This is a genomic window from Enterobacter cloacae complex sp. P6RS (assembly GCF_014982245.1).
In the GTDB taxonomy this organism is placed as follows: Bacteria; Pseudomonadota; Gammaproteobacteria; order Enterobacterales; family Enterobacteriaceae; genus Enterobacter; species Enterobacter bugandensis.
This window is the reverse complement of record NZ_JADCLB010000020.1, coordinates 16,056-40,374: the sequence shown is the minus strand read 5'-3', so window position 1 is coordinate 40,374 and position 24,319 is coordinate 16,056. Positions and strand designations below refer to the sequence as shown.

The 24,319-nt window shown below is 54.6% G+C and carries 22 protein-coding genes; 15 read left to right on the top strand and 7 right to left on the bottom strand.

The window, feature by feature from the left end; genetic code table 11:
• The first annotated feature begins 11 nt into the window (after nucleotides 1-11).
• From INF73_RS13955 to INF73_RS13915, 9 genes are all read left to right on the top strand, one after another.
• The gene (locus INF73_RS13955) at nucleotides 12-893 is read left to right on the top strand and encodes a carbohydrate ABC transporter permease (protein ID WP_028013373.1); all 882 of its coding nucleotides are present in this window, start codon (nucleotides 12-14) and stop codon (nucleotides 891-893) included.
• Entirely contained in the window at nucleotides 880-1,722 is an 843-nt protein-coding gene (locus INF73_RS13950) for a carbohydrate ABC transporter permease (RefSeq protein ID WP_028013372.1), read from the top strand. The genes INF73_RS13955 and INF73_RS13950 overlap by 14 nt, the downstream gene beginning before the upstream one ends.
• A gap of 29 nt (nucleotides 1,723-1,751) precedes the next feature.
• A complete protein-coding gene (locus INF73_RS13945) occupies nucleotides 1,752-2,804 on the top strand; it encodes a zinc-binding alcohol dehydrogenase (RefSeq protein WP_193542321.1) in 1,053 nt (350 codons plus the stop codon).
• 17 nt (nucleotides 2,805-2,821) lie between these two features.
• The gene (locus tag INF73_RS13940; RefSeq protein ID WP_045260650.1) at nucleotides 2,822-3,610 is read left to right on the top strand and encodes a sugar phosphate isomerase/epimerase; all 789 of its coding nucleotides are present in this window, start codon (nucleotides 2,822-2,824) and stop codon (nucleotides 3,608-3,610) included.
• Nucleotides 3,611-3,621: 11 nt separating this feature from the next.
• The gene (locus INF73_RS13935; RefSeq protein ID WP_193542319.1) at nucleotides 3,622-4,680 is read left to right on the top strand and encodes a Gfo/Idh/MocA family protein; all 1,059 of its coding nucleotides are present in this window, start codon (nucleotides 3,622-3,624) and stop codon (nucleotides 4,678-4,680) included.
• Nucleotides 4,674-6,953, top strand: a complete 2,280-nt coding sequence (locus INF73_RS13930; RefSeq protein ID WP_193542317.1) for a glycoside hydrolase family 65 protein — start codon at nucleotides 4,674-4,676, stop codon at nucleotides 6,951-6,953. The genes INF73_RS13935 and INF73_RS13930 overlap by 7 nt, the downstream gene beginning before the upstream one ends.
• Complete coding sequence (gene pgmB, locus INF73_RS13925; protein WP_048956152.1) at nucleotides 6,943-7,608, top strand: beta-phosphoglucomutase; 666 nt, start codon at nucleotides 6,943-6,945, stop codon at nucleotides 7,606-7,608. Before INF73_RS13930 ends, pgmB begins: the two co-directional genes overlap by 11 nt.
• A 13-nt stretch (nucleotides 7,609-7,621) precedes the next feature.
• On the top strand, nucleotides 7,622-8,704 hold the full coding sequence (locus INF73_RS13920) for an ABC transporter ATP-binding protein (RefSeq protein ID WP_041909689.1): 1,083 nt from the start codon (nucleotides 7,622-7,624) through the stop codon (nucleotides 8,702-8,704).
• A 67-nt stretch (nucleotides 8,705-8,771) separates the two neighbouring features.
• Nucleotides 8,772-9,686: an OmpG family monomeric porin gene (locus tag INF73_RS13915; RefSeq protein ID WP_028013365.1), complete on the top strand. Its 915-nt coding sequence runs from the start codon at nucleotides 8,772-8,774 to the stop codon at nucleotides 9,684-9,686.
• Between the two features lie 33 nt (nucleotides 9,687-9,719).
• Here the strand turns inward: INF73_RS13915 and INF73_RS13910 are convergent, their stop codons facing one another.
• Complete coding sequence (locus INF73_RS13910; protein WP_028013364.1) at nucleotides 9,720-10,730, bottom strand: LacI family DNA-binding transcriptional regulator; 1,011 nt, start codon at nucleotides 10,728-10,730, stop codon at nucleotides 9,720-9,722.
• 155 nt (nucleotides 10,731-10,885) lie between these two features.
• Here INF73_RS13910 and INF73_RS13905 point away from each other — a divergent pair, with 155 nt between their 5' ends.
• The 3 genes from INF73_RS13905 (at nucleotide 10,886) to tyrR (ending at nucleotide 14,986) form a co-directional block, all read left to right on the top strand.
• Nucleotides 10,886-12,283: a YcjX family protein gene (locus INF73_RS13905; protein WP_045260646.1), complete on the top strand. Its 1,398-nt coding sequence runs from the start codon at nucleotides 10,886-10,888 to the stop codon at nucleotides 12,281-12,283.
• Nucleotides 12,280-13,332, top strand: coding sequence for a YcjF family protein (locus INF73_RS13900; RefSeq protein ID WP_193542315.1), 1,053 nt, complete (start codon nucleotides 12,280-12,282; stop codon nucleotides 13,330-13,332). The genes INF73_RS13905 and INF73_RS13900 overlap by 4 nt, the downstream gene beginning before the upstream one ends.
• A gap of 112 nt (nucleotides 13,333-13,444) precedes the next feature.
• Nucleotides 13,445-14,986 (top strand): transcriptional regulator TyrR, encoded by a 1,542-nt coding sequence (gene tyrR / locus INF73_RS13895; RefSeq protein ID WP_028013361.1) that lies wholly within the window; start codon nucleotides 13,445-13,447, stop codon nucleotides 14,984-14,986.
• A 33-nt stretch (nucleotides 14,987-15,019) separates the two neighbouring features.
• Here tyrR and INF73_RS13890 read toward each other — a convergent pair whose 3' ends face one another.
• Both INF73_RS13890 and tpx read right to left on the bottom strand, forming a co-directional pair.
• Nucleotides 15,020-16,228 carry an aldose 1-epimerase family protein gene (locus tag INF73_RS13890; protein ID WP_045260643.1) on the bottom strand — a complete coding sequence of 403 codons (1,209 nt, stop codon included), beginning with the start codon at nucleotides 16,226-16,228 and terminating at the stop codon, nucleotides 15,020-15,022.
• A gap of 275 nt (nucleotides 16,229-16,503) precedes the next feature.
• Entirely contained in the window at nucleotides 16,504-17,010 is a 507-nt protein-coding gene (gene tpx, locus INF73_RS13885) for a thiol peroxidase (protein WP_041909703.1), read from the bottom strand.
• Between the two features lie 108 nt (nucleotides 17,011-17,118).
• On the opposite strand from tpx, the gene ycjG reads away from it, so the two are divergent.
• Nucleotides 17,119-18,084 (top strand): L-Ala-D/L-Glu epimerase, encoded by a 966-nt coding sequence (gene ycjG / locus INF73_RS13880; protein WP_193542313.1) that lies wholly within the window; start codon nucleotides 17,119-17,121, stop codon nucleotides 18,082-18,084.
• On the opposite strand, the gene mpaA is transcribed toward ycjG, so the two are convergent.
• The gene (gene mpaA, locus INF73_RS13875) at nucleotides 18,075-18,788 is read right to left on the bottom strand and encodes a murein tripeptide amidase MpaA (protein WP_028013357.1); all 714 of its coding nucleotides are present in this window, start codon (nucleotides 18,786-18,788) and stop codon (nucleotides 18,075-18,077) included. The two genes, ycjG and mpaA, sit on opposite strands and share 10 nt — an antisense overlap.
• A gap of 185 nt (nucleotides 18,789-18,973) precedes the next feature.
• Between mpaA and INF73_RS13870 the strand changes: the two genes are divergently transcribed.
• A complete protein-coding gene (locus INF73_RS13870; protein WP_047368679.1) occupies nucleotides 18,974-20,590 on the top strand; it encodes an ABC transporter substrate-binding protein in 1,617 nt (538 codons plus the stop codon).
• Nucleotides 20,591-20,691: 101 nt separating this feature from the next.
• Here the strand turns inward: INF73_RS13870 and INF73_RS13865 are convergent, their stop codons facing one another.
• On the bottom strand, nucleotides 20,692-21,621 hold the full coding sequence (locus tag INF73_RS13865; RefSeq protein WP_193542311.1) for an aromatic alcohol reductase: 930 nt from the start codon (nucleotides 21,619-21,621) through the stop codon (nucleotides 20,692-20,694).
• A gap of 142 nt (nucleotides 21,622-21,763) precedes the next feature.
• Here INF73_RS13865 and INF73_RS13860 point away from each other — a divergent pair, with 142 nt between their 5' ends.
• On the top strand, nucleotides 21,764-22,663 hold the full coding sequence (locus INF73_RS13860) for a LysR family transcriptional regulator (protein WP_193542309.1): 900 nt from the start codon (nucleotides 21,764-21,766) through the stop codon (nucleotides 22,661-22,663).
• A gap of 190 nt (nucleotides 22,664-22,853) precedes the next feature.
• On the opposite strand, the gene INF73_RS13855 is transcribed toward INF73_RS13860, so the two are convergent.
• Nucleotides 22,854-22,994 (bottom strand): Ecr family regulatory small membrane protein, encoded by a 141-nt coding sequence (locus INF73_RS13855; RefSeq protein WP_032644880.1) that lies wholly within the window; start codon nucleotides 22,992-22,994, stop codon nucleotides 22,854-22,856.
• Nucleotides 22,995-23,068: 74 nt separating this feature from the next.
• The gene (locus INF73_RS13850) at nucleotides 23,069-24,301 is read right to left on the bottom strand and encodes a sensor domain-containing diguanylate cyclase (RefSeq protein ID WP_193542307.1); all 1,233 of its coding nucleotides are present in this window, start codon (nucleotides 24,299-24,301) and stop codon (nucleotides 23,069-23,071) included.
• Nucleotides 24,302-24,319 lie beyond the last annotated feature (18 nt).

Genomic DNA, 24,319 nt, shown 5'->3' with positions numbered 1-24,319 from the left:
GGAAGGAAATTATGAAGACGTTGTTTTCTGGTCGTTCAGATATGCCTTTCGCCATGCTGCTGTTGGCCCCCAGCCTGATTTTGCTGGGGGGCCTGGTGGCCTGGCCAATGATTTCCAATATTGAAATCAGTTTCTTACGCCTGCCGCTTAATCCGCGTATTGATGCGGTGTTTGTTGGCCTGGATAACTACATCCGCATTCTGGGGGATGCTGCGTTCTGGCACTCGCTGTGGATGACGTTCTGGTATACGGCGCTGGTCGTGCTCGGCAGCACCGGGCTGGGGCTTGCCGTCGCCATCTTCTTTAACCGTGAGTTTCGTCTCCGGAAGACGGCGCGTTCGCTGGTGATTTTATCCTACGTGACACCCTCTATTTCCCTGGTATTTGCCTGGAAATACATGTTCAACAACGGCTACGGCATTGTGAACTATCTGGGCGTCGATCTGCTGCATCTGTATGACCAGGCGCCGCTCTGGTTCGACAACCCTGGCAGCAGCTTCGTGCTGGTGGTGCTGTTCGCCATCTGGCGCTACTTCCCGTATGCCTTTATCTCATTCCTGGCAATTTTGCAGACCATTGATAAATCGCTGTATGAAGCGGCAGAGATGGACGGAGCCAACGCCTGGCAGCGTTTCCGTATCGTCACGTTGCCCGCCATTATGCCTGTACTGGCAACGGTGGTGACGCTGCGAACCATCTGGATGTTCTACATGTTTGCGGATGTTTATCTGCTGACCACGAAGGTCGATATTCTGGGTGTGTATCTCTATAAAACTGCCTTTGCATTCAACGATCTGGGCAAAGCAGCCGCCATTTCTGTTGTGCTGTTTGTGATCATCTTCGCCGTCATTCTGCTGACCAGAAAAAGGGTAAACCTCAATGGCAACAAATAAACGCATACTGGGCCGTATTGGTTTCTATCTGGGGCTGGCGGTATTTCTGATTATCACGCTGTTCCCGTTCTTCGTGATGCTGATGACGTCATTCAAGAGCGCGAAAGAGGCCATATCGCTGAATCCGACTATTTTGCCGCAGGCGTGGACGCTTCAGCATTACGTTGACATCTTTAACCCGCTAATTTTCCCGTTCGTGGATTACTTCCGCAACAGCATGGTGGTGTCGCTGACGTCATCGGTAATTGCGGTGTTTCTCGGCACGCTGGGCGCTTACGCCTTGTCCAAGCTGCGTTTTAAAGGACGTGCGACGATCAACGCGAGCTTCTACACCGTCTATATGTTCTCCGGGATTTTGCTGGTGGTGCCGCTGTTCAAAATCATCACCGCGCTCGGCATTTACGACACTGAACTGGCGCTGATTATCACCATGGTGACCCAGACGTTGCCTACGGCGGTATTCATGCTGCGCAGCTATTTCGACACCATTCCGGACGAAATAGAAGAGGCCGCGATGATGGATGGTCTGAACCGCCTGCAAATCATCTTCCGCATTACCGTGCCGCTGGCCATTTCCGGTCTCGTGTCGGTGTTTGTTTACTGCTTCATGGTGGCATGGAACGACTACCTGTTTGCCTCCATTTTCCTGTCCAGCGCCAGCAACTTTACCCTGCCGGTCGGGCTGAACACGCTCTTTAGTACGCCAGATTATATCTGGGGTCGCATGATGGCGGCATCGCTGGTGACGGCGCTTCCGGTGGTCATCATGTACGCACTCTCTGAACGTTTTATTAAAAGTGGTTTGACCGCCGGTGGCGTCAAGGGCTAAGGCGGCCAATTTTTTATCAGGAGCAAGTTATGAAGAAGTTAGTTGCGACAGCGCCACGCGTAGCGGCGCTGGTGGAGTATGAAGACCGTGCTGTGGAAGCACATGAAGTGAAAATTCGCGCCCGCTTTGGCGCCCCGAAGCACGGAACGGAAGTCGTGGATTTCCGCGCGGCAAGCCCGTTCATTGATGAAGAGTTCAACGCAGAGTGGCAGATGTTCACGCCGCGTGAAGAGGGCGCTGCGCGCGGTATCGAATTCGGTAAGTTCCAGCTGGGCAACATGATCGTTGGCGACATTATTGAATGCGGTGCAGACGTAACGGAATACCAGATCGGCGACAGCGTCTGCTGCTACGGCCCGCTGCAGGAGACGGTCATCGTTAACGCGTTGAACAACTATAAGCTGCGTAAAATGCCGCAGGGCGCGTCCTGGAAGAATGCCGTTTGCTACGATCCGGCGCAGTTCGCCATGAGCGGCGTGCGTGATGCCAATGTCCGTGTGGGTGACTTTGTTGTCGTGGTCGGTCTGGGAGCCATCGGACAGATTGCGATTCAGCTGGCGAAAAAAGCCGGTGCGTCAGTGGTTATCGGCGTTGATCCGATTGAACACCGCTGTGAGATCGCTCGCCGTCACGGCGCGGACCACTGCCTGAATCCAATCGGTACCGATGTCGGTCTGGAAATCAAAAAGCTGACCGGGAAGCAGGGCGCGGACGTGATCATCGAAACCAGCGGCTTTGCGGATGCGCTGCAGTCCGCGCTGCGCGGGCTCGCCTACGGCGGCACCATCTCCTACGTGGCCTTCGCCAAACCGTTTGCGGCAGGCTTCAACCTGGGCCGCGAAGCGCACTTCAACAACGCTAAGATTGTCTTCTCCCGTGCCTGCAGTGAACCGAACCCGGACTATCCGCGCTGGAGCCGCAAGCGTATCGAAGAGACCTGCTGGGAATTGCTGATGAACGGTTATCTGAACTGTGAAGATCTGATCGACCCGGTCGTGACCTTCACCACCAGCCCGGAAAGCTATATGAAGTATGTCGATCAGCATCCGGAACTCAGTATCAAAATGGGCGTCACTTTTTAAGCTAAGGACAGCAAATCATGAAGATCGCAACACAAAACCAGGCCTTTTTCCCGACCAACATCATGGAAAAATTCGAGTACATCAAAGCGATGGGTTTTGATGGCTACGAAATTGACGGCCGTCTGCTGGTGGAAAATCTCGATGAAGTGAAAGCCGCTATCAAAGCCACGGGCCTGCCGGTGACGACAGCATGTGGCGGGTACGATGGCTGGATCGGTGATTTCATCGAAGAACGCCGTCTGAACGGATTACAGCAGATCGAACGCATTCTGGAAGCGCTGGCGGAAGTCGGCGGAAAGGGCATTATCGTGCCTGCTGCCTGGGGCATGTTTACCTTCCGTCTGCCGCCAATGACCTCTCCACGCAGCCTGGACGGTGACCGCAAAGCCGTAAGCGCCTCGCTGCGCTGGCTGGATGAGGTGGCCGCGCGCACCGGCACCACCGTCTACCTGGAGCCGCTGAACCGCTACCAGGATCATATGATCAACACCCTGGCAGACGCGCGTCGTTATATCGAAGAGAACGGCCTGAAGCACGTGCAGATCATCGGTGATTTCTATCACATGAACATTGAAGAAGACTCGCTGACGGACGCGCTGCATCAGAACCGCGATCTGCTGGGTCATGTTCACATTGCAGATAATCATCGCTATCAGCCGGGCAGCGGCAGCCTCGATTTCGCCAGCCTGTTCGATCAGCTGCGTGCCGATAACTATCAGGGATACGTGGTGTATGAATGCCGTGTTCGCGCCGAGGATCCGGCTAAGGCTTATCAGGACTCTCTCACTTATTTGCGTGAATGCTAAGGATGACGAGCGTGATGAGTGCTTCTACACCTTCGCCTCTGCGCGTCGCCATTATTGGCGCCGGGCAGGTCGCGGACAAAGTGCATGCCTCGTATTACGCCACGCGCAGTGATGTTCAAATGGTGGCTGTCATGGACAGCCGCCTTGAGCAGGCACAGGCGTTCGCGGAACGTTATGCTATTCCATCGGCATGGCAGGACGCTCACGAGATGTTGCAGGCAATAAAACCGGATGTGGTGAGCGTCTGTTCGCCCAACCGGTTCCATTTTGAACATGTGATGGCGGCGCTCGAGGCGGGTTGCCATGTGATGTGTGAAAAGCCCCCGGCGATGACGCCGCAGCAGGCTGATGAGATGCGTATCGCGGCGCGCAAGGCAGGAAAAGTTCTGGCCTATGATTTTCACCATCGCTTTGCCCTGGATACCCAACTGCTGCGCGATGCGGTAATGAACGGAACGCTCGGTGAGGTTTACTTTACCTCAGCGCAGGCGCTGCGTCGCTGCGGTGTGCCGGGGTGGGGCGTTTTTACCAACAAATCGCTACAGGGCGGTGGACCGCTGATTGATATCGGCATTCATATGCTCGACGCCGCAATGTATGTCCTGGGTTTCCCGGCGGTAAAACGGGTGACTGCGCACAGCTTCCAGAGGCTGGGAAACCGTAAAAGCACCGGTCAGTTTGGCGAGTGGGATCCTGCGCAATTTACCGTGGAAGATGCGCTGTTTGGCACGATTGAATTCTGCAACGGCGGCATTTTGCGTCTGGACACCTCCTTTGCGCTTAACATTCGCGAGCAGTCAATCATGAACGTCTCTTTCTGCGGTGAAAAGGCGGGGGCAACGCTGTTCCCGGCGCACATCTACAACGACGAGGCCGGTGTTTTAGAAACCCTTACCCAGCGCGAAGAGGCGGACGATCAGCGCCATCTGCGCAGCATGGATGCCTTCGTACGTCACGTGCTGGGAGAGCCCGTGATGATTGCCGATGCAGAACAGGGACTGGTAATTCAGCAGCTTGTTGGCGCGCTTTATGAATCCGCAGAAACAGGGGAAAGCGTAACACTATGCTGAACGTCTCTGTATTAACCGATCCGGGCTTTTGTCCACACAGCCTGAATAAATACGCCTCCATCATGGCATGCGGCAATGGCAACATGGGCATTCGCGCCGCGCATGAAGAAGAGTACACCCAGCAGACCAGAGGCATGTATCTCGCTGGGCTGTATCATCGCGCGGGGCGCAACGAGACCACCGAGCTGGTCAATCTGCCGGATATCACCGGTATTGATGTAGAGCTGGACGGCGTCAATTTCACGCTCCTTTCAGGGGAAATTCTTGAGTGGCAGCGCGAGCTGGCCTTTGCAAACGGCGAACTGCATCGTAACGTTGTCTGGCGTTCGCCCGACGGCAAGTGCTATCGGCTGGAGAGCCGTCGTTTTGTATCGCTGGACCAGCTGCCTTTAGTGGCTATGCAGCTCGCGATCACGCCTCTTGATGGCGCCACGCAGGCTGTGCTGAAAACCGGCATCGACGCAACGCAAACGAACAGCGGCAGACAGCATCTGGATGAAATCTCGGTCAGGGTCTTTGATCAGCACTATATGCAGGGGATGTATGAAACGCAGGATCGGGCGTCGGAGGTTGTTGTTTCGGCGTTTTGTCAGCTCTCCGCTAAGAGCGACAGCTGCTTCACCGCCAAAAATCGTCGTCTCAGCGTTCACCATTCGCTGACGATTGCGCAGGGTGACACTGTCACGCTTGAGAAAATCGTCTGGCTGACGCATCGCAGTGATAAAGCACTCTCCCAGGAGTCTTTCGCGCGCAACGCGCTGGCCGATCTCAAAGTCTCTGCCGCAAGAGGCTACGACGCATTGCTTGAAAGCTCAGCGTATGCGTGGAAAAACGTCTGGCGTGACGCGCGGGTGGAAGTGACCTCCGCTGAACATCAGGATCAGATGGCGCTGGATTATGCCGTCTGGCATCTCACCGCAATGACGCCAGCCCATGATGAACGAAGCAGTATCGCCGCAAAAGGGCTGACGGGTGAGGGGTACAAGGGCCACGTCTTCTGGGATACCGAAATTTTCCTGCTGCCTTTCCATCTGTTTACCCGCCCGCAGGTTGCCCGCAGCCTGCTGCGCTATCGCTGGCTTAATCTGGCTGGCGCACGGGAAAAAGCCCGTCGTAACGGCTGGCCGGGCGCGTTGTTCCCATGGGAAAGCGCCGCAAGCGGAGAGGAAGAGACGCCGGAGTTCGCGGCAATCAACATCCGCACCGGGGTACGCCAGAAGGTGGCTTCCGCACTTGCTGAGCATCACATCGTGGCTGATATTGCCTGGGCCGTCGTCGCTTACTGGCAGGCGACGCATGATGACGCCTTTATGCGTAACGAAGGCCTGACGCTGCTGATGGAAACGGCTTTGTTCTGGATGGGACGCGCAACGGACGTCAATGGTCGTCTGGAAATCCATGACGTGATCGGACCGGACGAATACACCGAGCACGTGAACAACAACGCTTACACCAACTATCTGGCCTGGCACAACGTTGCCTGCGCGCGCCAGTTTATGGCGATGTTTGGGCGTGAGGATGAGCGTTTTACGGAGAATGCCGCGCAGTTCCTGGCGCGCTTATGGCTACCGGAGGCCGATGCAGACGGTGTGATCCCGCAGGATGATACCTTCATGGCAAAACCTGCCATCGATCTGAGCCGCTACAAAGCCAAAGCGGGTAAGCAGACGATTCTGCTCGATTATTCCCGCGCGGAAGTGAACGAGATGCAGATCCTTAAGCAGGCCGATGTGGTGATGCTTAACTACCTGCTGCCAGAACGGTTTACGCCACAGCAATGCGCCGCCAATCTGGCGTTCTATGAGCCACGCACGATCCATGATTCGTCCCTGAGCAAGGCCATTCACGGGATTGTGCTCGCACGCTGCGGTGACACGCAGGGGGCCTATGCCTTCTGGCGCGATGGCATCGCCATTGATTTGGGCGAGGATCCGCACAGCAGCGATGAGGGCATTCATGCCGCGGCAACCGGTGCGATCTGGTCTGGCGCAATTCAGGGATTTGCTGGCCTGCGGATCATTGAAGGGGAACTGCATCTCGCGCCAAAACTGCCTGCTCACTGGCAGAAGCTCGCTTTCCCGCTGCGGTGGCGGAACGCAGCAATGCACTTCACGTATGAAAACGAGGTGTTAACCATCGAAACCACGGCGCCTGCCACGCTGACGCTGTGGGGCAAAACGCTACATATCCCGGAGCGAGAAGTCTTCGCGTATAACGATTTTCTTGCGTCCGTGAATGGGACCGCTACCACGGAGGGGCAACATGACGCTTAAGGCTGTTGTATTCGATCTGGACGGTGTGATCACCGATACCGCGCATCTTCACTTTCTGGCCTGGCGTGCCGTGGCGGAGGAAATTGGCATCACCTTCGACGAAGTGTTTAACGAACAGCTGAAGGGAATAAGCCGCATGGATTCCCTCCAGCGCATTCTGAAGCACGGCGGAAAAGAGGGGATGTTTAGTGAGGAGCAATGCCTTGCACTGGCGACGAAAAAAAATGCGCTTTACGTCCAGTCGCTGGCATCACTGACGCAGGATTCTCTGCTACCGGGGATCCGCGACGTGCTGGCGGAGATCCGTGCCGCGAAGGTCAAGATTGGGCTGGCATCCGTATCGCTCAATGCCCCAGGGATTTTGCACGCGCTGGGCATTCATCAGGCCTTCGATTTTTGTGCTGATGCTTCCCGCATTTGCCGTTCAAAGCCTGACCCGGAGATCTTCCTTGCGGCCTGTGCGGGGCTGAACGTGCGTCCTGAAGAGGCGATTGGCATTGAAGATGCCGCTGCGGGTGTTGAAGCAATCAACGCCGCAGGAATGCTGTCGGTCGGGATTGGGCCTGGCCTTAACCATGCGGGATTACAACTTCATTCAACGCGGGAACTGACCTGGAAATGCCTGACAGAATTCTGGGCGTCCCGGGCGTATTGATAAGGAATAAATTATGGCTCAACTTTCTCTGAAACATATTCAGAAAATCTATGATAACCAGGTCCACGTGGTTAAGGATTTCAACCTCGAAATTGAAGACAAAGAGTTTATTGTTTTCGTCGGTCCGTCGGGCTGCGGTAAATCCACGACGCTGCGAATGATTGCCGGTCTTGAGGAGATCAGCGCGGGTGAACTGATTATCGACGGCGTATGCATGAATGACGTGCCTGCCAAATCGCGTGATATCGCGATGGTATTCCAGAACTATGCGCTTTATCCGCATATGACGGTCTACGACAACATGGCGTTTGGCCTGAAAATGCAAAAAATAGCGCCCGCGGTGATTGAAGAACGCGTGAACTGGGCGGCGCAGATTTTAGGGCTACGCGAATACCTGAAGCGTAAACCTGGCGCTTTATCGGGTGGTCAGCGCCAGCGCGTGGCGCTGGGCAGGGCGATCGTGCGCGAGGCGGGCGTCTTCCTGATGGATGAGCCGTTATCCAACCTCGATGCCAAGCTTCGCGTGCAGATGCGTGCCGAAATCAGCAAGCTGCACCAGAAGCTTAACACCACCATGATCTATGTTACGCACGACCAGACGGAAGCCATGACGATGGCGACCCGCATCGTGATCCTGAAAGACGGCATCATTCAGCAGGTGGGTGCGCCGAAGCAGGTATACAACGAGCCGGCCAATATGTTTGTCGCAGGGTTCATTGGCTCTCCGGCAATGAACTTCATTCGTGGTGCTATCGACGATCGCTATTTCGTAACGGAAACGCTGCGTCTGGAGATCCCTGAGGACAAGCTGGCCGAGTTGAATGCGCAAGGTTACCAGCGTAAAGCGGTCGTCTTCGGGATCCGTCCGGAAGACATTCTTACCCTGCAGAGCAGCGGAGAAGATATCGCGGCGAAAGTCAGTGTCGCTGAGCTTACCGGTGCCGAATTTATGCTTTATGCCACCGTGGGCGGACATGAACTGGTTGTCCGCGCAGGCGCGGCCAATGACTACGTAGCCGGAGATACTATCGGCATTCAGTTCGATATGAATAAGTGCCATTTCTTCGACGCCGATACCGAAGCGGCTATTAGATAAGAAAGGTGTTTGCCGGAAATGCAAATTTCCGGTTTTTTTTGTTTGTTAATTATAAAGGGAATATTTAATGAGTACTCTACTAAGAAGTGCTGCGCTCGTTCTGTGCGCAGGGGTTAGCTGCGCGCAAGCAACAGAACCCGCAAAGCAGTGGGCGTTTAATATCGGTGCCATGTATGAAATTGAAAACGTCGAAGGTCAGAGCGACGATAAAGATGGATTATATGAACCCTCCGTATGGTTTAATGCAACATGGGATGCCTGGACAATCTCTCTGGCAATGTATCAGGAAGGGCCGGTTGATTATAGCAGCATGACGCGTGGCACCTATTTCGATCGCCCGGAATTTGAATTGCGCTATCGCTTTATCGGCACCGATGATTTTACGTTCGGTCTGACCGGTGGCTTCCGCAATTATGGTTATCACTTTAAAGATGAACACGGTGCCAAAGACGGCAGCGCTAATATGCAGCGTTACAAAGTTCAGCCTGACTGGGATATTAAATTAACCGACGACTGGCGCTTTGGCGGCTGGTTTGCCATGTATCAGTTTGCCAACGATCTGGATAAAACCGGTTATTCTGACAGCCGCGTCGAGACCGAAACCGGTTTTACCTGGACCATCAACGAAACGTTCTCTGCGAAAGTAAATTATTATTTAGAGCGCGGCTTCAATATGGACAGCTCACGTAATAACGGCGAGTTTTCTACCCAGGAAATTCGTGCCTACCTGCCGATTTCGTTAGGCCAGACGACGTTAACGCCTTATACCCGTCTGGGACTCGATCGCTGGTCAAACTGGGACTGGCAGGACGATCCGACGCGTGAAGGACATGATTTCAACCGTCTGGGTATGCTGTACGCCTATGATTTTAACAACGGTTTATCCATGACGCTGGAATATGCCTACGAATGGGAAAACCATGATGAAGGTGAGAGCGATCGCTTCCACTACGCAGGTGTCGGCGTGAACTACGCGTTCTGATCATGATTTACCAGGGGCGATTGCCCCTGGTTTTTAGCGCAAGGACGCCGCATCCGAAAAATGCGTATCAACCAAAATCTTATGCGGCGCAGGTTTACCCGCAATACGCTTAAACAACACGTTGCAGCTCTCTTCGCCGAGCTTTCTTGTCGGAATATCAAACCCGCCTGGCGCAGGGGTTAAAACGAGAGACAGCATCGGATCGCTGTAGCCTGCCATAGCAACCTGCTCGGGAACCATCAAATTTAACTCATCCGCTGCACGATAAAGACCCAACAATTTCATACTGTCAGTAGCAAAAACGGCATTGGGCGGGTTGTCAGACGAGAGTAATTTGCAGGCTGCCTGGAGCGCGCTTTCATGGGTATATCCGCCATCAATGACCCAGTCCGGGTTTATGTCGATACCCTGCTTCTCAAGGCTGGATTTATAACCCGCAAGGCGATCGATAGAAACGTGATAATCGAGCGGGGCATGCAGACAGGCAATTTTTGTTCGCCCATGTTTAATAAACGAATCGACCAGAATAGCGCTGTCGTGAAAATTGTCCGTATCAACAGAATAAATATTCTGGAACTTTCCTTCTACTTTTCCAATAACCACTACGGGCACACCGTATTCGTCCAGCGTGGTGAAAAAAGATTCGTTTGCGGGTGAACTCAGCATGATGATCCCTTTGATCATCTTCTGCTTTATTTTTCCCACGCACTTCTGCAGATCGTCCTCACTGCTTTTCGAGGTTTGTAAAATAACGTCAAACCCTTCCTCTTCCGCTTTTGCCGTAATGGCGTGAAGAACATCGGAGAAAAAAGGGTTACCGGCAGTAGTTTTGGTCGAGCGGGTCGAAATAACCATAATGGCATCAAAGCCAGAAGAGGTCAGGGCGCGGGCCAGTTTGTTGGGCTGATAATTTAATTCGTCTATCGCCTTAAGCACTTTGTCTCGCGCTTCAGGGGAAATATTCGTTTGTTTATTCAGAACGCGGGAAACGGTTGATTTCGATACGCCCGCAACCCGTGCGATATCATAGATGGTGGGTGACATACACCTTACTCACTCCGGACTGACAGCAATGTCGTTCATCTTACTGGAGAGAAAACGGCAATAGCAATAAATAAGAATTGATAATCAACGATCTGCCCCCATTTATTGTATTCTGAAGCCATACATTCCTGGCTTCCGGGCAATGAAGGATGGCGATGAAGCGATTTAAGAACGAACTCAATTCTCTGGTGAACCGCGGCGTTGATCGACATCTGCGTCTGGCCGTCACCGGCCTGAGCCGCAGCGGTAAGACGGCGTTCATCACCGCGATGGTAAACCAGTTGCTGAATCTGCACGCCGGCGCGCGGCTGCCGTTGCTCAGCGCCGTGCGCGAGGAGCGTCTGCTGGGCGTTAAGCGCGTTCCTCAGCGTGATTTTGGCATACCGCGTTTCACCTACGACGAAGGGCTGGCGCAGCTTTACGGCGATCCGCCCGCGTGGCCGACGCCAACGCGAGGCGTCAGTGAAATTCGCCTTGCGCTGCGCTTTCGTTCTAATGAATCGCTGATACGTCACTTTAAGGATACCTCAACCCTGTATCTGGAAATCGTCGATTATCCCGGCGAATGGCTGCTCGACCTGCCGATGTTGGCGCAGGACTACCTCAGCTGGTCCCGCCAGATGACGGGCTTGTTGCAAGGGCAACGCGCAGAGTGGTCAACGAAATGGCGACAGCTGTGCGAGGGCCTTGATCCGCTGGCGCCTGCGGACGAAAACCGTCTGGCGACCATTGCTGAAGCCTGGACGGACTATCTGCATCAGTGCAAACAGGAAGGGCTGCACTTCATCCAGCCGGGCCGTTTTGTCTTGCCGGGTGATTTAGCAGGCGCGCCCGCGCTGCAGTTCTTCCCGTGGCCGGATGTGGACGGCGCAGGCGAGTCGAAGCTGGCACAGGCCGACAAACACACGAATGCCGGCATGCTGCGCGAGCGTTACAATTACTACTGCGAAAAGGTGGTCAAAGGTTTTTATAAAAACCACTTTTTACGTTTCGACCGCCAGATTGTGCTGGTGGATTGCCTGCAGCCGCTCAACAGCGGGCCGCAGGCATTTAACGATATGCGCCTCGCGCTGACGCAGCTGATGCAGAGTTTCCACTACGGGCAGCGGACGCTGTTTCGTCGTCTGTTCTCACCGGTGATCGACAAGCTGCTGTTTGCGGCCACAAAAGCCGATCACGTTACGGTCGATCAGCACGCCAACATGGTTTCTCTGCTGCAGCAGCTGGTGCAGGACGCCTGGCAAAACGCCGCGTTCGAAGGCATCAGTATGGATTGTCTTGGGCTCGCATCGGTGCAGGCGACCCAAAGCGGCCTGATTGACCTTAACGGCGAGAAAATACCAGCATTACGCGGGAATCGACTCAGTGACGGCGAGCCGCTTACCGTCTATCCCGGCGAAGTCCCCGCGCGGCTGCCGGGCCAGGCCTTCTGGCAGAGCCAGGGCTTCCAGTTTGAAGCCTTCCGCCCTCAGACCATGAGCGTCGATCGGCCGTTACCGCATATCCGTCTGGATGCGGCGCTGGAGTTTTTGATTGGAGATAAACTGCGATGACGGAACCCTTAAAACCGCGCATAGACTTTACCGGAACGCTTGAGCCCGAGCGTCAGGACGCCTTTAAAACGGCGCAGACGTTCAGCGGCGCGCAGGCGGAGAACTTTGCCCCGGCGCTGCCGGACGATCCCGCCGTCGAAGACGGTCCGGCGGAGGCGGTCGTAGAAGCCGCTCTGCGTCCTAAACGCAGCCTGTGGCGCAAGATGGTCACCGCCGGTCTGGCGCTGTTTGGCGTCAGCGTGGTCGGGCAGGGCGTCCAGTGGGCGATGAACGCCTGGCAAACCCAGGACTGGGTCGCGCTGGGCGGATGTGCCGCGGGCGCGCTCATCGTGGGGGCGGGCGTCGGGTCGGTTGCCACCGAGTGGCACCGCCTCTGGCGTTTGCGACAGCGCGCGCACGAGCGCGATGAAGCGCGGGATCTCCTCCACAGCCACGGCACTGGCAAAGGCCGCGCCTTCTGTGAAAAACTGGCCAGTCAGGCCGGTATCGATCAGTCGCATCCGGCGCTCCAGCGCTGGTACGCCGCCATCCATGAAACCCAGAACGACCGGGAGGTGGTCACGCTCTACTCCCATATGGTTCAGCCGGTACTGGATGCCCAGGCACGACGTGAGATTAGCCGCTCGGCGGCGGAATCCACGCTGATGATTGCCGTCAGCCCGCTGGCGCTGGTGGATATGGCCTTTATCGCCTGGCGTAACCTGCGCCTCATCAACCGTATCGCGAACCTTTACGGCATAGAGCTGGGTTACTACAGCCGGCTCAGGCTGTTCAAACTGGTCCTGCTCAATATCGCGTTTGCGGGCGCGAGCGAGCTGGTGCGCGAAGTGGGAATGGACTGGATGTCGCAGGATCTGGCGGCGCGTCTTTCAGCCCGTGCAGCTCAGGGCATTGGCGCGGGCTTGCTGACGGCGCGTTTGGGTATCAAAGCGATGGAGGTGTGCCGTCCGCTGCCGTGGATTGATGGCGATAAGCCGCGGCTGGGGGATTTCAGGCGTGAACTGATAGGTCAGCTGAAAGAAACGCTCAATAAAAAACCGTCTCCTTAAGGCTTTGTTTACTAATCGTGCTGGCTGTCAATATTTGTTGACAGTCATCTTCCGGTTCACCGAGTTCTGACATATCATTTTAACGTTATTGGCTTAAAACGGTGAATTTCCCATGCGTCTTGAAGTCTTCTGTGAAGACCGTCTCGGTCTGACCCGCGAATTACTCGATCTTCTTGTTTTACGTAGCATTGATTTACGTGGCATTGAGATCGATCCTGTCGGGCGAATTTACCTCAATTTTGCCGAAATTGAATTTAACACCTTCAGCAGCCTGATGGCGGAAATCCGCCGTATCGCTGGCGTTACGGATGTACGCACCATACCCTGGATGCCCTCCGAACGTGAGCACCTCGCCCTGAGCGCGCTGCTTGAAGCGATGCCCGAGCCGTTCCTCTCTTTGGATCTTAAAAGTAAAGTCGAGCGCGTTAACCACGCGAGCTGCCAGCTTTTCGCGCAGAGCCAGGAGAAGCTCAGCAGCCACCACGCCGCGCAGCTGATCCCCGGTTTTAACTTCCAGCGCTGGCTGGACAGCAACCCGCAGAATACGCACAGCGAGCATGTGGTGATTAACGGGCAGAATTTCCTGATGGAGATCACACCGGTCTATCTGAAAGGAGAAGGAAATAGTCGCGTATTGACCGGGGCGGTGATCATGCTGCGCTCGACGCTACGCATGGGGCGCCAGCTGCAAAACCTCTCCAGCCAGGACGTTGGCGCATTCAGCCAGATTATTGCCGTCAGCCCGAAAATGCGCCACGTGGTTGACCAGGCGCGCAAGCTTGCCAGTCTGACCGCGCCGCTGCTGATTACCGGCGATACCGGTACCGGGAAAGATCTGCTGGCGCACGCCGTGCACCTGGCAAGCCCGCGTGCGGCTAAACCGTATCTGGCGCTTAACTGTGCCTCTATTCCAGAAGATGCCGTCGAAAGCGAGCTGTTTGGACACGCGCCGGAAGGCAAGAAAGGGTTCTTCGAGCAGGCCAACGGCGGCTCCGTGCTGCTGGACGAGATAGGCGAAATGTCGCCGCGTATGCAGGCTAAACTGCTGCGTTTCCTGAACGACGGCACCTTCCGCCGCGTCGGTGAGGATCACGAAGTGCATGTGGACGTGCGCGTCATTTGCGCCACCCAGAAGAACCTGGTGGAGCTGGTGCAAAAGGGGATCTTCCGTGAAGATCTCTACTACCGCCTCAACGTCCTGACGCTGAACATTCCACCGCTGCGCGATTGTCCGCAGGACATCATGCCGCTAACGGAACTGTTTGTGGCCCGCTTTGCCGACGAGCAGGGCGTTCCACGTCCGAAACTGTCTGCAGATCTCGGCACGGTGTTAATGCGCTACGGCTGGCCGGGCAACATTCGTCAGCTTAAAAACGCCGTTTATCGCGCGCTGACCCAGCTGGAAGGGTATGAACTGCGCCCTCAGGACATTCTGTTGCCGGATTACGACGCCGGGACGGTATCGGTAGGCGAAGAAGCGATGGAAGGCTCGCTGGATGATATCACCAGCCGCTTCGAGCGCTCCGTGCTGACGCAGCTGTACCGCAGCTACCCCAGCACCCGCAAACTGGCAAAACGGCTTGGCGTCTCGCATACCGCGATTGCGAATAAGCTACGTGAGTATGGATTGAATCATAAGAAAGGTGACGAATAACAAAAAGCCTCTGTAAAGAGGCTTTTTTAATGTTTATTCCTTCGCCAGCGGCGTGGTCACGATCTCTGTTTTTGTCTCGCCCTGAATCGACGCAATCCTGCTTTCGACGTCCTTCACCTGCTGCGCGCTGTGTAGCAGGGTATAGGTCAGGTCAAACTGAGCGCTGGCGCCTGGTTGGAGCTGCTTAACCCGCTTCTGCTCGCGTTCAATGGTGACGGGGTAGGCATAGCTGGTGCCTGGCTCAATCCCCGTGACGTAGCCCTGTTTTGGCGTATCGGTATTTTTCCACAGGGTCAGCACGGGCAGCTGGCGGGTATCAAACTGAATTGACGCGCCTTTGTCACCGGCTTTATTCACCACCGCCGCGAGGGTTTCATGATTGCTGTCCGCAAGCGGTTTGATGTTAAAGACCATCTCATCAAAGCCTTTTGTCGGCCCGGCGTAGGTTTGCCAGTCGTTAACGCCCGCTTTCGCGTAATCATTGAACGGGCTCACGCTTGCCGCCGGGGCAAGGAAGCGCGCGCCTTCTTCGAGGACAGGCGCCCCGAAGTTGCTGTGGTAGATAATCTGATAGTCATGAGGGTAATCGGCATGGTTCGTCAGAACGTCATGCAGGCTGAACTGGTTGGTTCCTGGAACGTAACGCAGTTCGGTCATGGTTTGCAGATCCGCTTTTTTAAAGGTGCTTTCTTTGATGAGACCGCGAATACGAATTTCATGCGGGGCAGCATCCGCAATTTCTACCTCCACCTGGGATGCCGGTGTATTCCCCGCCTTGCCATGCAGGGTGTAAATCTGGCCGTCAGCGGTGACCGGGTGCCCCGTCCATTCGTAGCCACAGCGGACCATCATCTCGTTGAAACCTTCCAGCCAGCCAAGTCCGTTTCGGCTTTCCAGATTGATATACGCCGGATTAACGACCTCTTTAACGGGGGAGTTCCAGCCCAGCCTGGTGCCAAAGCCCTCCACATGCAGAAGGTTCATCCCGCGCGTCGGGCTTAAGGTGATGGTCAGGCCGTTTTTACTGCTAATAACGATCGCTTTACTGCCTTCCTGCTTGCCGCCGTGCAACACTTTTTGCTCGATGCTGAACGTTCGATCGTTAATTTTCAGCTCATCGCTGGAAATCTTCCAGTTTCCTTTTTCCACGCTGCTTTCAGCGCTTGTCAGCACCCAGGTTTTTGCTGCGGCCTGGCCCGAAACCAGTACCGAAAGGAGCGTTAAAGCCAGTTTTATTTTCATATTTATCCCTTTTTGCTGAAACGATTATTTAACTTCGTAAGCAAATCTAATGTTTTGGCGATAAGGGAAATGTGATGCGCCTCACTGAGGGTAAATTCAGGATTGTTTAACGATCAATATGCGGGTCTGATCGCTATTTTGCTGAATTCCTGAAACTTATTTGCGTTAATTTTGTGACGCAAGCTCATTATTGCTTTAACGATTCAGCGTGTAACTAATAAAAAACCCCGCCATAGCGAGGTTTTGAAAAAGCGGTATAGAATGCTAAGTAGTGATTATGCTTTCAGCTTTTCCAGCGCGGCGGTGTAATCCGGCTCGGTAGTGATTTCATTAACCAGTTCGCTGAAGACGACAGTGTCGTTTTCATCAAGAACCAGTACCGCGCGTGCTGCCAGGCCTTTCAGAGGGCCTTCGGCGATGCTGACGCCGTAGTTTTCGAGGAAATCCGGGCTGCGCAGGGTGGAGAGGGTGATAACGTTGCTCAGGCCTTCAGCACCGCAGAAGCGAGACTGGGCGAACGGCAGGTCAGCAGAAATGCACAGCACAACGGTGTTGTCCATTTCAGTTGCCAGCTGGTTGAACTTACGCACGGATGCGGCGCAAACACCGGTATCAATGCTCGGGAAAATGTTCAGCACTTTGCGTTTGCCCGCAAACTGAGCCAGTGTGACGTCAGACAGATCTTTAGCCACCAGAGTAAAAGCCTGCGCTTTGCTGCCAGCCTGCGGAATGGAACCTGCAACAGCAACCGGGTTGCCCTGGAAATGAACGAGTTGTGACATAGATATCTTCCTGTTTACATATAGTTAACGTCGGGGCTAGTGTATGCCATCCGCGGATAACACGGCAAACCAAATTTTTTCGCCTTTCCGGGCTGCAAGGAGTCAGTGATGAGAAGCGTTAAGGTCTATGAAGAAGCCTGGCCATTGCATACCCCGTTTGTGATCTCCCGCGGCAGCCGAAGCGAAGCCAGCGTGGTGGTCGTTGAAATCGAAGAGGGCGGTTTTAAAGGCGTAGGGGAGTGTACGCCTTACCCGCGCTATGGTGAAAGCCTCGCGTCAGTGATGGCGCATATCATGACGCTGGTGCCAGACCTGCAAACCGGGCTCACGCGCGAGGCATTACAGCATCGTTTGCCCGCCGGGGCCGCACGTAACGCCATTGATAGTGCGCTCTGGAGTCTGGAGGCGGCGAAACAGCAGCAACCCCTGACAACATTACTGGGCGTGGTGCTGCCGGAATCGGTGGCTACCGCGCAAACGGTAGTGATTGGCGAGCCGGAACAGATGGCCGCCAGCGCCAAAGCGCTTTATGACGCCGGGGCCCGGCTGCTGAAGGTGAAGCTCGACGATCGTCTGATTAGCGAGCGTATGGTTGCCATTCGCGCGGCGGTACCCTCAGCCACGCTGATTGTTGATGCCAATGAATCATGGCATCCAGAAGGGCTGGCCGCCCGCTGTCAGCTGCTGGCCGACCTGGGGGTGGCCATGCTGGAGCAGCCTCTGCCAGCAAAAGATGACGCGGCGCTGAAGAACTTTATCCATCCGTTGCCCGTTTGTGCGGATGAAAGCTGTCATACCCGCGCGAGCTTGAGCGAGCTGCAGGGCCGCTACGAGATGATTAATATTAAGCTCGACAAGACCGGCGGGCTGACAGAGGCGCTGGCCCTGGCGGCAGAAGCCCGGGCGCAAGGTTTTTCACTGATGCTGGGCTGTATGCTCTGTACATCCCGGGCAATCGGCGCGGCGCTACCGCTGGTCAATCAGGTCCGTTTCGCCGATCTGGACGGCCCGACGTGGCTGGCGGTTGACGTCTCTCCCGCGCTCCATTTTACCAGCGGCGTGCTTCATCTCTGAGGCTGCCAGCGTAAAAGATCCACCATGGCTTTTAAGTATTTTTCGCTGGCCTCGTCGGAGGAGATCGGCGGGAATTCAGCGGTTATGCAGGGCAGGCTCAAATCGGCGCACCAGCTACCGAACGAGCCTGGCGTTTCATAGCCCACGCTGGTCACAAGCGGCAGGGCGAATGCGTCTGCCAGCCACGCGCCAAGCTCGGAGTGACGCGGATCTTCAATACAGGCCAGCGGATCGTGGAAGGAGACCACCCACGCGGGATGGATCTTATGGATAAGCTGGCACAGCGCCTGGGTTTCCGGCTCTGAGCCCGGCTTATCTCCCGTTAGCAGAACCACATCACGCTCCTCGGCGGAGCTGTTCCAGCGATACACCGTTTCCCCGGCGCGCCAGTTTGCTGATGGAAAATTACGGTTTAAGTCAACGCCTCGCGCATTGGCGCGAAGACCCAGCTGGCAGCCGTCCGGGTTAACCGCCAGAATCACGTGATGACGCCGTAATGACGGCGTCAGCGTCCGCAGCGCGCAGGAAAGCGTCACGATGGAGGAGTTTTCATCCCCGTGCGTGCCGGCAAGAATCAAGCCGCTTTCGCGGTCTGCGTCGGGGGCGGGGAACCAGATCAGCGATGCGCCTAAAAAGGAGCGGCCATATTGCTCAGCGCCCGGCGGAAAGGCGCCGCGTTCCGCTCTCGGTCGGGTGGTTGCCATACGAAATCCTGATAAAGAAGTCACTACTGGCAGTGTTGTGCAAAACCCGCTGTTAATCAAATAGTTTCCGTAATGGCTAAGAATTGCCTTAAATCACTATTCAGGCGTAAGTTATTTGCATTTCTCTTTGTCGAAACAAATAATTACGCATCTGCTTAATACCTGAATTCATTAAAGGGGATCTTATGAAGCATCCTGTTTCGCGTCTTTTTGCCGCACTGTGCCTGTGCGGGCTCTCTTCACTTTCTTTCGCAGCTGACGTGCCGCAGGGCACTGCGCTGGCGCAAAAACAGGAGCTGGTCAGGCATATTAAAGACGAGCCGGCTTCGCTGGACCCGGCGAAAGCCGTGGGGTTGCCAGAGATTCAGGTGATTCGCGATCTCTTTGAAGGCCTGGTTAATCAGAATGAGAAAGGGGAGCTGACGCCGGGCGTGGCGACACGCTGGCAGAGCAACGATAACCGCGTCTGGATGTTTACCTTACGCGATGACGCGAAATGGTCCGACGGCTCCCCTGTCACCGCCCAGGATTTTGTCTACAGCTGGCAGCGTCTGGTTGACCCGAAAACCACCTCTCCGTTTGCCTGGTTTGCCGCGCTGGCGGGAATTAATAACGCGCAGGCCATTATTGACGGCAAAGCCGCGCCCGATACGCTGGGGGTGACGGCGGTGGACGCCAGAACGTTACGCGTTCAGCTGGACAAACCGCTGCCGTGGTTCAGCAACCTGACGGCGAACTTTGCTTTTTATCCAGTACAAAAAGCTAACGTCGAAAGCGGTAAAGAGTGGACGCGGCCGGGCGCGCTGGTGGGGAACGGGGCTTACGTTCTGAAGGACCGCGTGGTGAACGAAAAACTGGTTGTGGTGCCCAATACGCACTACTGGGACAATGCCAAAACGGTACTGCAGAAGGTGACCTTCGTGCCGATTAATCAGGAATCGTCGGCGACCAAACGCTACCTGGCAGGGGATATTGATATTACCGAATCGTTCCCAAAAAACATGTATCAGAAGCTCATGAAGGACATTCCGGGACAGGTTTATACGCCGCCTCAGTTGGGAACGTATTACTATGCCTTTAACACCCAAAAAGGCCCGACGGCGGATGCACGGGTTCGTCTGGCGCTGAGTATGAGCATCGACCGTCGTATCATGGCAGAGAAGGTGTTAGGGACGGGGGAGAAGCCCGCCTGGCACTTCACCCCAGACGTGACGGCAGGGTTTACTCCGGACGCCTCGCCGTTTGAGCAGATGTCGCAGCAGGAGCTGAACGCCCAGGCCAAAACCTTGCTGCAGGCTGCAGGATACGGTCCTCAGCGTCCGCTAAAGCTGAACCTGCTGTATAACACTTCGGAAAACCACCAGAAAATCGCGATTGCGGTGGCCTCCATGTGGAAGAAAAATCTCGGTGTGGATGTCAAACTGCAAAACCAGGAGTGGAAAACCTACATTGATAGCCGTAACACGGGCAACTTTGATGTGATCCGCGCCTCATGGGTGGGCGATTACAACGAACCATCAACGTTCCTGTCATTGTTGACCTCCACTCACAGCGGCAATATCTCCCGCTTTAATGACCCTGCCTACGATAAGATCGTCCAGCAGGCGACGCTGGAAACCACCGCGAAGGCGCGCAATGCGGACTACAACATGGCGGAGAAAATCCTTATGGAGAAGGCGCCCATCGCGCCAATTTATCAGTACACTAACGGTCGCCTGATTAAGCCCTGGGTGAAGGGCTACCCCATCAATAACCCGGAAGACGTGGCATATAGCCGGACGATATATATTGAAAAGCACTAATCGGTACTGGCTTGCTGTTAACGCAAGGTAACCACGGCTAAATCCAGAGCTGGCGCGGCTGACAGCGCCAGTTTTCATTAGCGTCCTGAAAAGAGATTTCCTCAAATGACGGTTTTTAGCCATGACGCTATATCCTGGGTCGGCAGGTTATTCTGTACATTCCAGGTATCTTTCATCGGCCACCATACACCGTCTCCCCTGGCGAAGGCCGTGCGATAGCCTGTCATCGTATCATCCGGTTTCAAACGCAGCTCACCCAGTAACGCAGAGAGGGGTAATACGTCTTTAGTGAACGTTTGGCCGGTCACACGTTCAACGGTTTCTGCCAGTTTTCCGTATGAGGTTGTTTCACCTGCGACAAATATCACTTCATTTACGATCCGCGGCTGATGCAAATAAATTTCGGTGGTGAGTCGGCCAATATCCGCAGGTGATGTCACGGTGACCTGTGTGTCCCATCCTCCGAGCGCATTAATGGTTTTTTCGGATAAATTCACCACATCAAATGCCGGTTCGAAGAGAAAACTGGTAAACATGCCGGTTGAAACAATCACCCATTCCGTCGCGTTCTGTTCCCGCAGTAGCGTCCTGACATCATACTGCTCGTCCCAGACGGGCTGACCGCTCCCTTTGCCTACCACATCGTAATTCACGCCAAACTGCCAGGGAAAATAGCGTTTAACGCCAGCCTCCAGTACCGCGCGAGTAATCTTTATCTGAGTTCCCGCGCCAGCGACAAACCCCATGCAGTTGATAACAGTATCAAAATCCGCGAAGTGGTTTTTTAACGCGTCAATCGTGCTGGCAGCGACATCGACAGAGATAAATTTGGCCCCTGCATCAGCCAGTTTTTGATGCGTTTCGGACTGAAGCTTACCCCGGCTGTCCCTGGAGCCGGGCGATACGATAACGGAGACAGCGCCGTCGCGCTGCGTGACTGCCGGAACCAGATACTCCAGCACGGCAGCGCCCAATTGTCCTGCACCAAGCACTAATACTTTTTCGCCTGTCGTGATATCACGTTCTTTCATACTGAGCCTCTCTTTGTTTAATCGCTTGATTACTTCAACTTGAGCAAGGTTATGTCAGATGGCTGCATTCGATAAGACGACAAGCATAAGTTAGACTGTTCGTAAAAATGGGATAATCGATCTTTTCGGGCGCGGTGGGAATATGGATAAACTGGAATCAATGCGGGTATACGTTTGTGTGGTCGAAACCCATAGCTTCGCCAGGGCGGCAGAAGTGCTGGGGCTACCGCGCTCAACCGTATCGCGGGTCGTTAAGGAGCTGGAGACATACCTGGGCATTCAGCTTTTACAGCGCACCACCCGGAAACTCAGCGTGACCGCAGAAGGCCGACGTTACTATGACGAGAGCAAACGGCTGCTGGCGGATATTGCGACAATGGAGTCTTCCTTTCCCGGCAGATCCGCGCAGCCAAGAGGCCGTTTTAAAGTCGGGATGCCGCAGTCTCTCGCCCGACATTGCATTCTTCCCAGTCTCCCTGAATTTCTCCGCCAGTATCCCGAGCTGGAGCTGATACTCTGTTCCAGCGATAACGTGGAGGACATTATTCAGGAAGGGTATGACTGCGTGATCCGCACCGGGAGGATCGAAGATTCAACGACGCTGGTCGCGCGCCCTCTGGCGAACTTCAGATGGGTTGTTCTGGCTTCTCCGGGCTATATAGCCGCCTGTGGTAAGCCGGAAAATCTCGACCAACTGGAAAAGCATTACGCAGTCGGCTACCTGAACCACCGCACCGGGCGTACCATTGACTGGTTTTTTACGCGTGATGACGGCGATTGTGCAATCCGCATGAAGGAGACACTGCTCGTCGATGACACCGACGCCTATATCCAGGCTGGAATTCAAGGGCTCGGATTAATTCGCGTGGCCAGCTATCTGGCTGAACCGTATCTGAAGAGCGGGGCGTTGGTTCGCTGTATGGAGGACGTCTCTTTCGATTTACCGCTTTCGCTTGTCTATCCACAAAACCGCTATCTCCCGCCTTCGGTACGCGCCTTTTATGACTGGAGCAGAGCGGTGCTACACCAACATGGTGACTGACGGGCGAAAACCCTGATTTTGCTTAATAGCCGGAAATAAAAAAAGCCCGTCAGAGAACGGGCGAAATAAGCAAATGATTTAGTGATTCGTTATCAACATTGTTGGAGGATAACGCCGCGTATCTTACGTGGCTGAGGGCAATGCAGATACCTGACAAATTCGGTAGGTGAAACAATAAATTAAACATGCACTACAGTGCGTCAAAAGTGGGGTAGAGACTGTTTTCCAGATATTCAACGAAAAACCAAATCTCACCGCTGAAAATAAACCATAAGCCAAATATAATAAGCAATAAAATAATTAAGGTGAGTATTATTTCTGTCTTTCCCATTGTTGCCACAACCCACCCGTCGTTAATTTACTTAAGCTGGGCATTGTAGCGGGGCTTTACACGATACTCCAGTTTCATGCCGCAAGGACTTTATTACGCCCGTCGTTTTTGGCGCGATAGAGCGCATCGTCGACACGTTTAAACAGCGCGTCAATACTCTCTTCCGGGTCATGCCGAGCCACGCCAATACTGACGGTAAAGCGTGGTAGGCCTGGGAGGGTAATATGGGTGACTGCCGCACGTACGGATTCGGCAATCTTCAGCGCCGTTTCGAGAGACGTACGCGGCAACAGGATGATAAACTCTTCACCGCCCCAGCGGAACACCAGGTCATCTTGTCTGCTGCAGGCTTCCAGCGTTCGGGAGAGGGCGATGAGCACCTCATCACCCTTCAGGTGACCAAAGAGGTCATTGATGTTTTTAAAATGATCGGTATCCACCAGCAGCAGGCTAAATTGCTGCTGGGCGGAGAGGTGGCTCAGGTTGGTTTGGTCGATAACGTTATAAAACTGACGTCGGTTGAGTAACCCCGTCATCGAGTCACGTAATGCAGCATTTTCCAGCTCCTGCTCAAGCCTCTTTTGCTCAGTAATATCATGGATTATGCACAGCATCAGTTTGTCGCCGTAGATCTCAATGGGCCCCGCGTAGGTCTGGACGTGGCGGGTGGTGCCATCGGCAAGGCGGTGAATAAAATTGAGCGGCTTATGTCCGCCGGGCAGCGCGGCAATCTCCGTCATGATGGGCATGACGCCTCTGCCAAGCGTGTTAATTTCCCAGGTGTGCTTCTGGCACATCTCATCATGTGAATAACCGTAAAAGCTGAGCGCGGCCAGGTTTGCATCGACAATTTGCCCGTCACGGGCAGGATCAATTAGCAACATTGGTGCGCTGTTGGTCAGGAAAAAGCGGGCGTAAAACCCCTGTTTTTTGCGTTGATAGGTTGCGGAACGGCTGGCTTTCAGGCCTGAGGGGGCGTGCGAAGAGATCCCTTCGAAAACGATAACATCACCATCCGGCGTGACGTGGGTGAGGGAGAGGCGACAGCTTATCGGTACGTCCTGCCCGCCCCGGCTAACTGTCCAGATCTCGACAATATCGTGATCGTTTTTCAGTTCGGGAACATACATCGACAGTACGGTTTGCGCACTTGCAGAACAGGACCCTTTACGCAGGTCATTCAGCGTTTTATTACCCGTTAGCTGTATTGCGGCCACATTTGCAAAAATAATCTGTTCCGAAACAGGAGAAATGAGCCACACGGGCGTTTTAATTGCATTAAGCGCATCAAAACTATTTTGCGACATAGTATTTTCCTGTTCATC

What these genes read in the sequence shown, in the direction of transcription:
- INF73_RS13930 (WP_193542317.1), top strand. Translation starts at nt 4,674, where the DNA reads ATGCTGAACGTCTCTGTATTAACCGATCCGGGCTTTTGTCCACACAGC.
- INF73_RS13860 (WP_193542309.1), top strand. Translation starts at nt 21,764, where the DNA reads ATGGATAAACTGGAATCAATGCGGGTATACGTTTGTGTGGTCGAAACC.
- INF73_RS13865 (WP_193542311.1), bottom strand. Translation starts at nt 21,621, where the DNA reads ATGAAAGAACGTGATATCACGACAGGCGAAAAAGTATTAGTGCTTGGT.
- INF73_RS13945 (WP_193542321.1), top strand. Translation starts at nt 1,752, where the DNA reads ATGAAGAAGTTAGTTGCGACAGCGCCACGCGTAGCGGCGCTGGTGGAG.
- ycjG (WP_193542313.1), top strand. Translation starts at nt 17,119, where the DNA reads ATGAGAAGCGTTAAGGTCTATGAAGAAGCCTGGCCATTGCATACCCCG.
- INF73_RS13870 (WP_047368679.1), top strand. Translation starts at nt 18,974, where the DNA reads ATGAAGCATCCTGTTTCGCGTCTTTTTGCCGCACTGTGCCTGTGCGGG.
- tyrR (WP_028013361.1), top strand. Translation starts at nt 13,445, where the DNA reads ATGCGTCTTGAAGTCTTCTGTGAAGACCGTCTCGGTCTGACCCGCGAA.
- INF73_RS13920 (WP_041909689.1), top strand. Translation starts at nt 7,622, where the DNA reads ATGGCTCAACTTTCTCTGAAACATATTCAGAAAATCTATGATAACCAG.
- tpx (WP_041909703.1), bottom strand. Translation starts at nt 17,010, where the DNA reads ATGTCACAACTCGTTCATTTCCAGGGCAACCCGGTTGCTGTTGCAGGT.
- pgmB (WP_048956152.1), top strand. Translation starts at nt 6,943, where the DNA reads ATGACGCTTAAGGCTGTTGTATTCGATCTGGACGGTGTGATCACCGAT.
- INF73_RS13900 (WP_193542315.1), top strand. Translation starts at nt 12,280, where the DNA reads ATGACGGAACCCTTAAAACCGCGCATAGACTTTACCGGAACGCTTGAG.
- mpaA (WP_028013357.1), bottom strand. Translation starts at nt 18,788, where the DNA reads ATGGCAACCACCCGACCGAGAGCGGAACGCGGCGCCTTTCCGCCGGGC.
- INF73_RS13850 (WP_193542307.1), bottom strand. Translation starts at nt 24,301, where the DNA reads ATGTCGCAAAATAGTTTTGATGCGCTTAATGCAATTAAAACGCCCGTG.
- INF73_RS13855 (WP_032644880.1), bottom strand. Translation starts at nt 22,994, where the DNA reads ATGGGAAAGACAGAAATAATACTCACCTTAATTATTTTATTGCTTATT.
- INF73_RS13890 (WP_045260643.1), bottom strand. Translation starts at nt 16,228, where the DNA reads ATGAAAATAAAACTGGCTTTAACGCTCCTTTCGGTACTGGTTTCGGGC.
- INF73_RS13910 (WP_028013364.1), bottom strand. Translation starts at nt 10,730, where the DNA reads ATGTCACCCACCATCTATGATATCGCACGGGTTGCGGGCGTATCGAAA.
- INF73_RS13915 (WP_028013365.1), top strand. Translation starts at nt 8,772, where the DNA reads ATGAGTACTCTACTAAGAAGTGCTGCGCTCGTTCTGTGCGCAGGGGTT.
- INF73_RS13950 (WP_028013372.1), top strand. Translation starts at nt 880, where the DNA reads ATGGCAACAAATAAACGCATACTGGGCCGTATTGGTTTCTATCTGGGG.
- INF73_RS13905 (WP_045260646.1), top strand. Translation starts at nt 10,886, where the DNA reads ATGAAGCGATTTAAGAACGAACTCAATTCTCTGGTGAACCGCGGCGTT.
- INF73_RS13940 (WP_045260650.1), top strand. Translation starts at nt 2,822, where the DNA reads ATGAAGATCGCAACACAAAACCAGGCCTTTTTCCCGACCAACATCATG.
- INF73_RS13955 (WP_028013373.1), top strand. Translation starts at nt 12, where the DNA reads ATGAAGACGTTGTTTTCTGGTCGTTCAGATATGCCTTTCGCCATGCTG.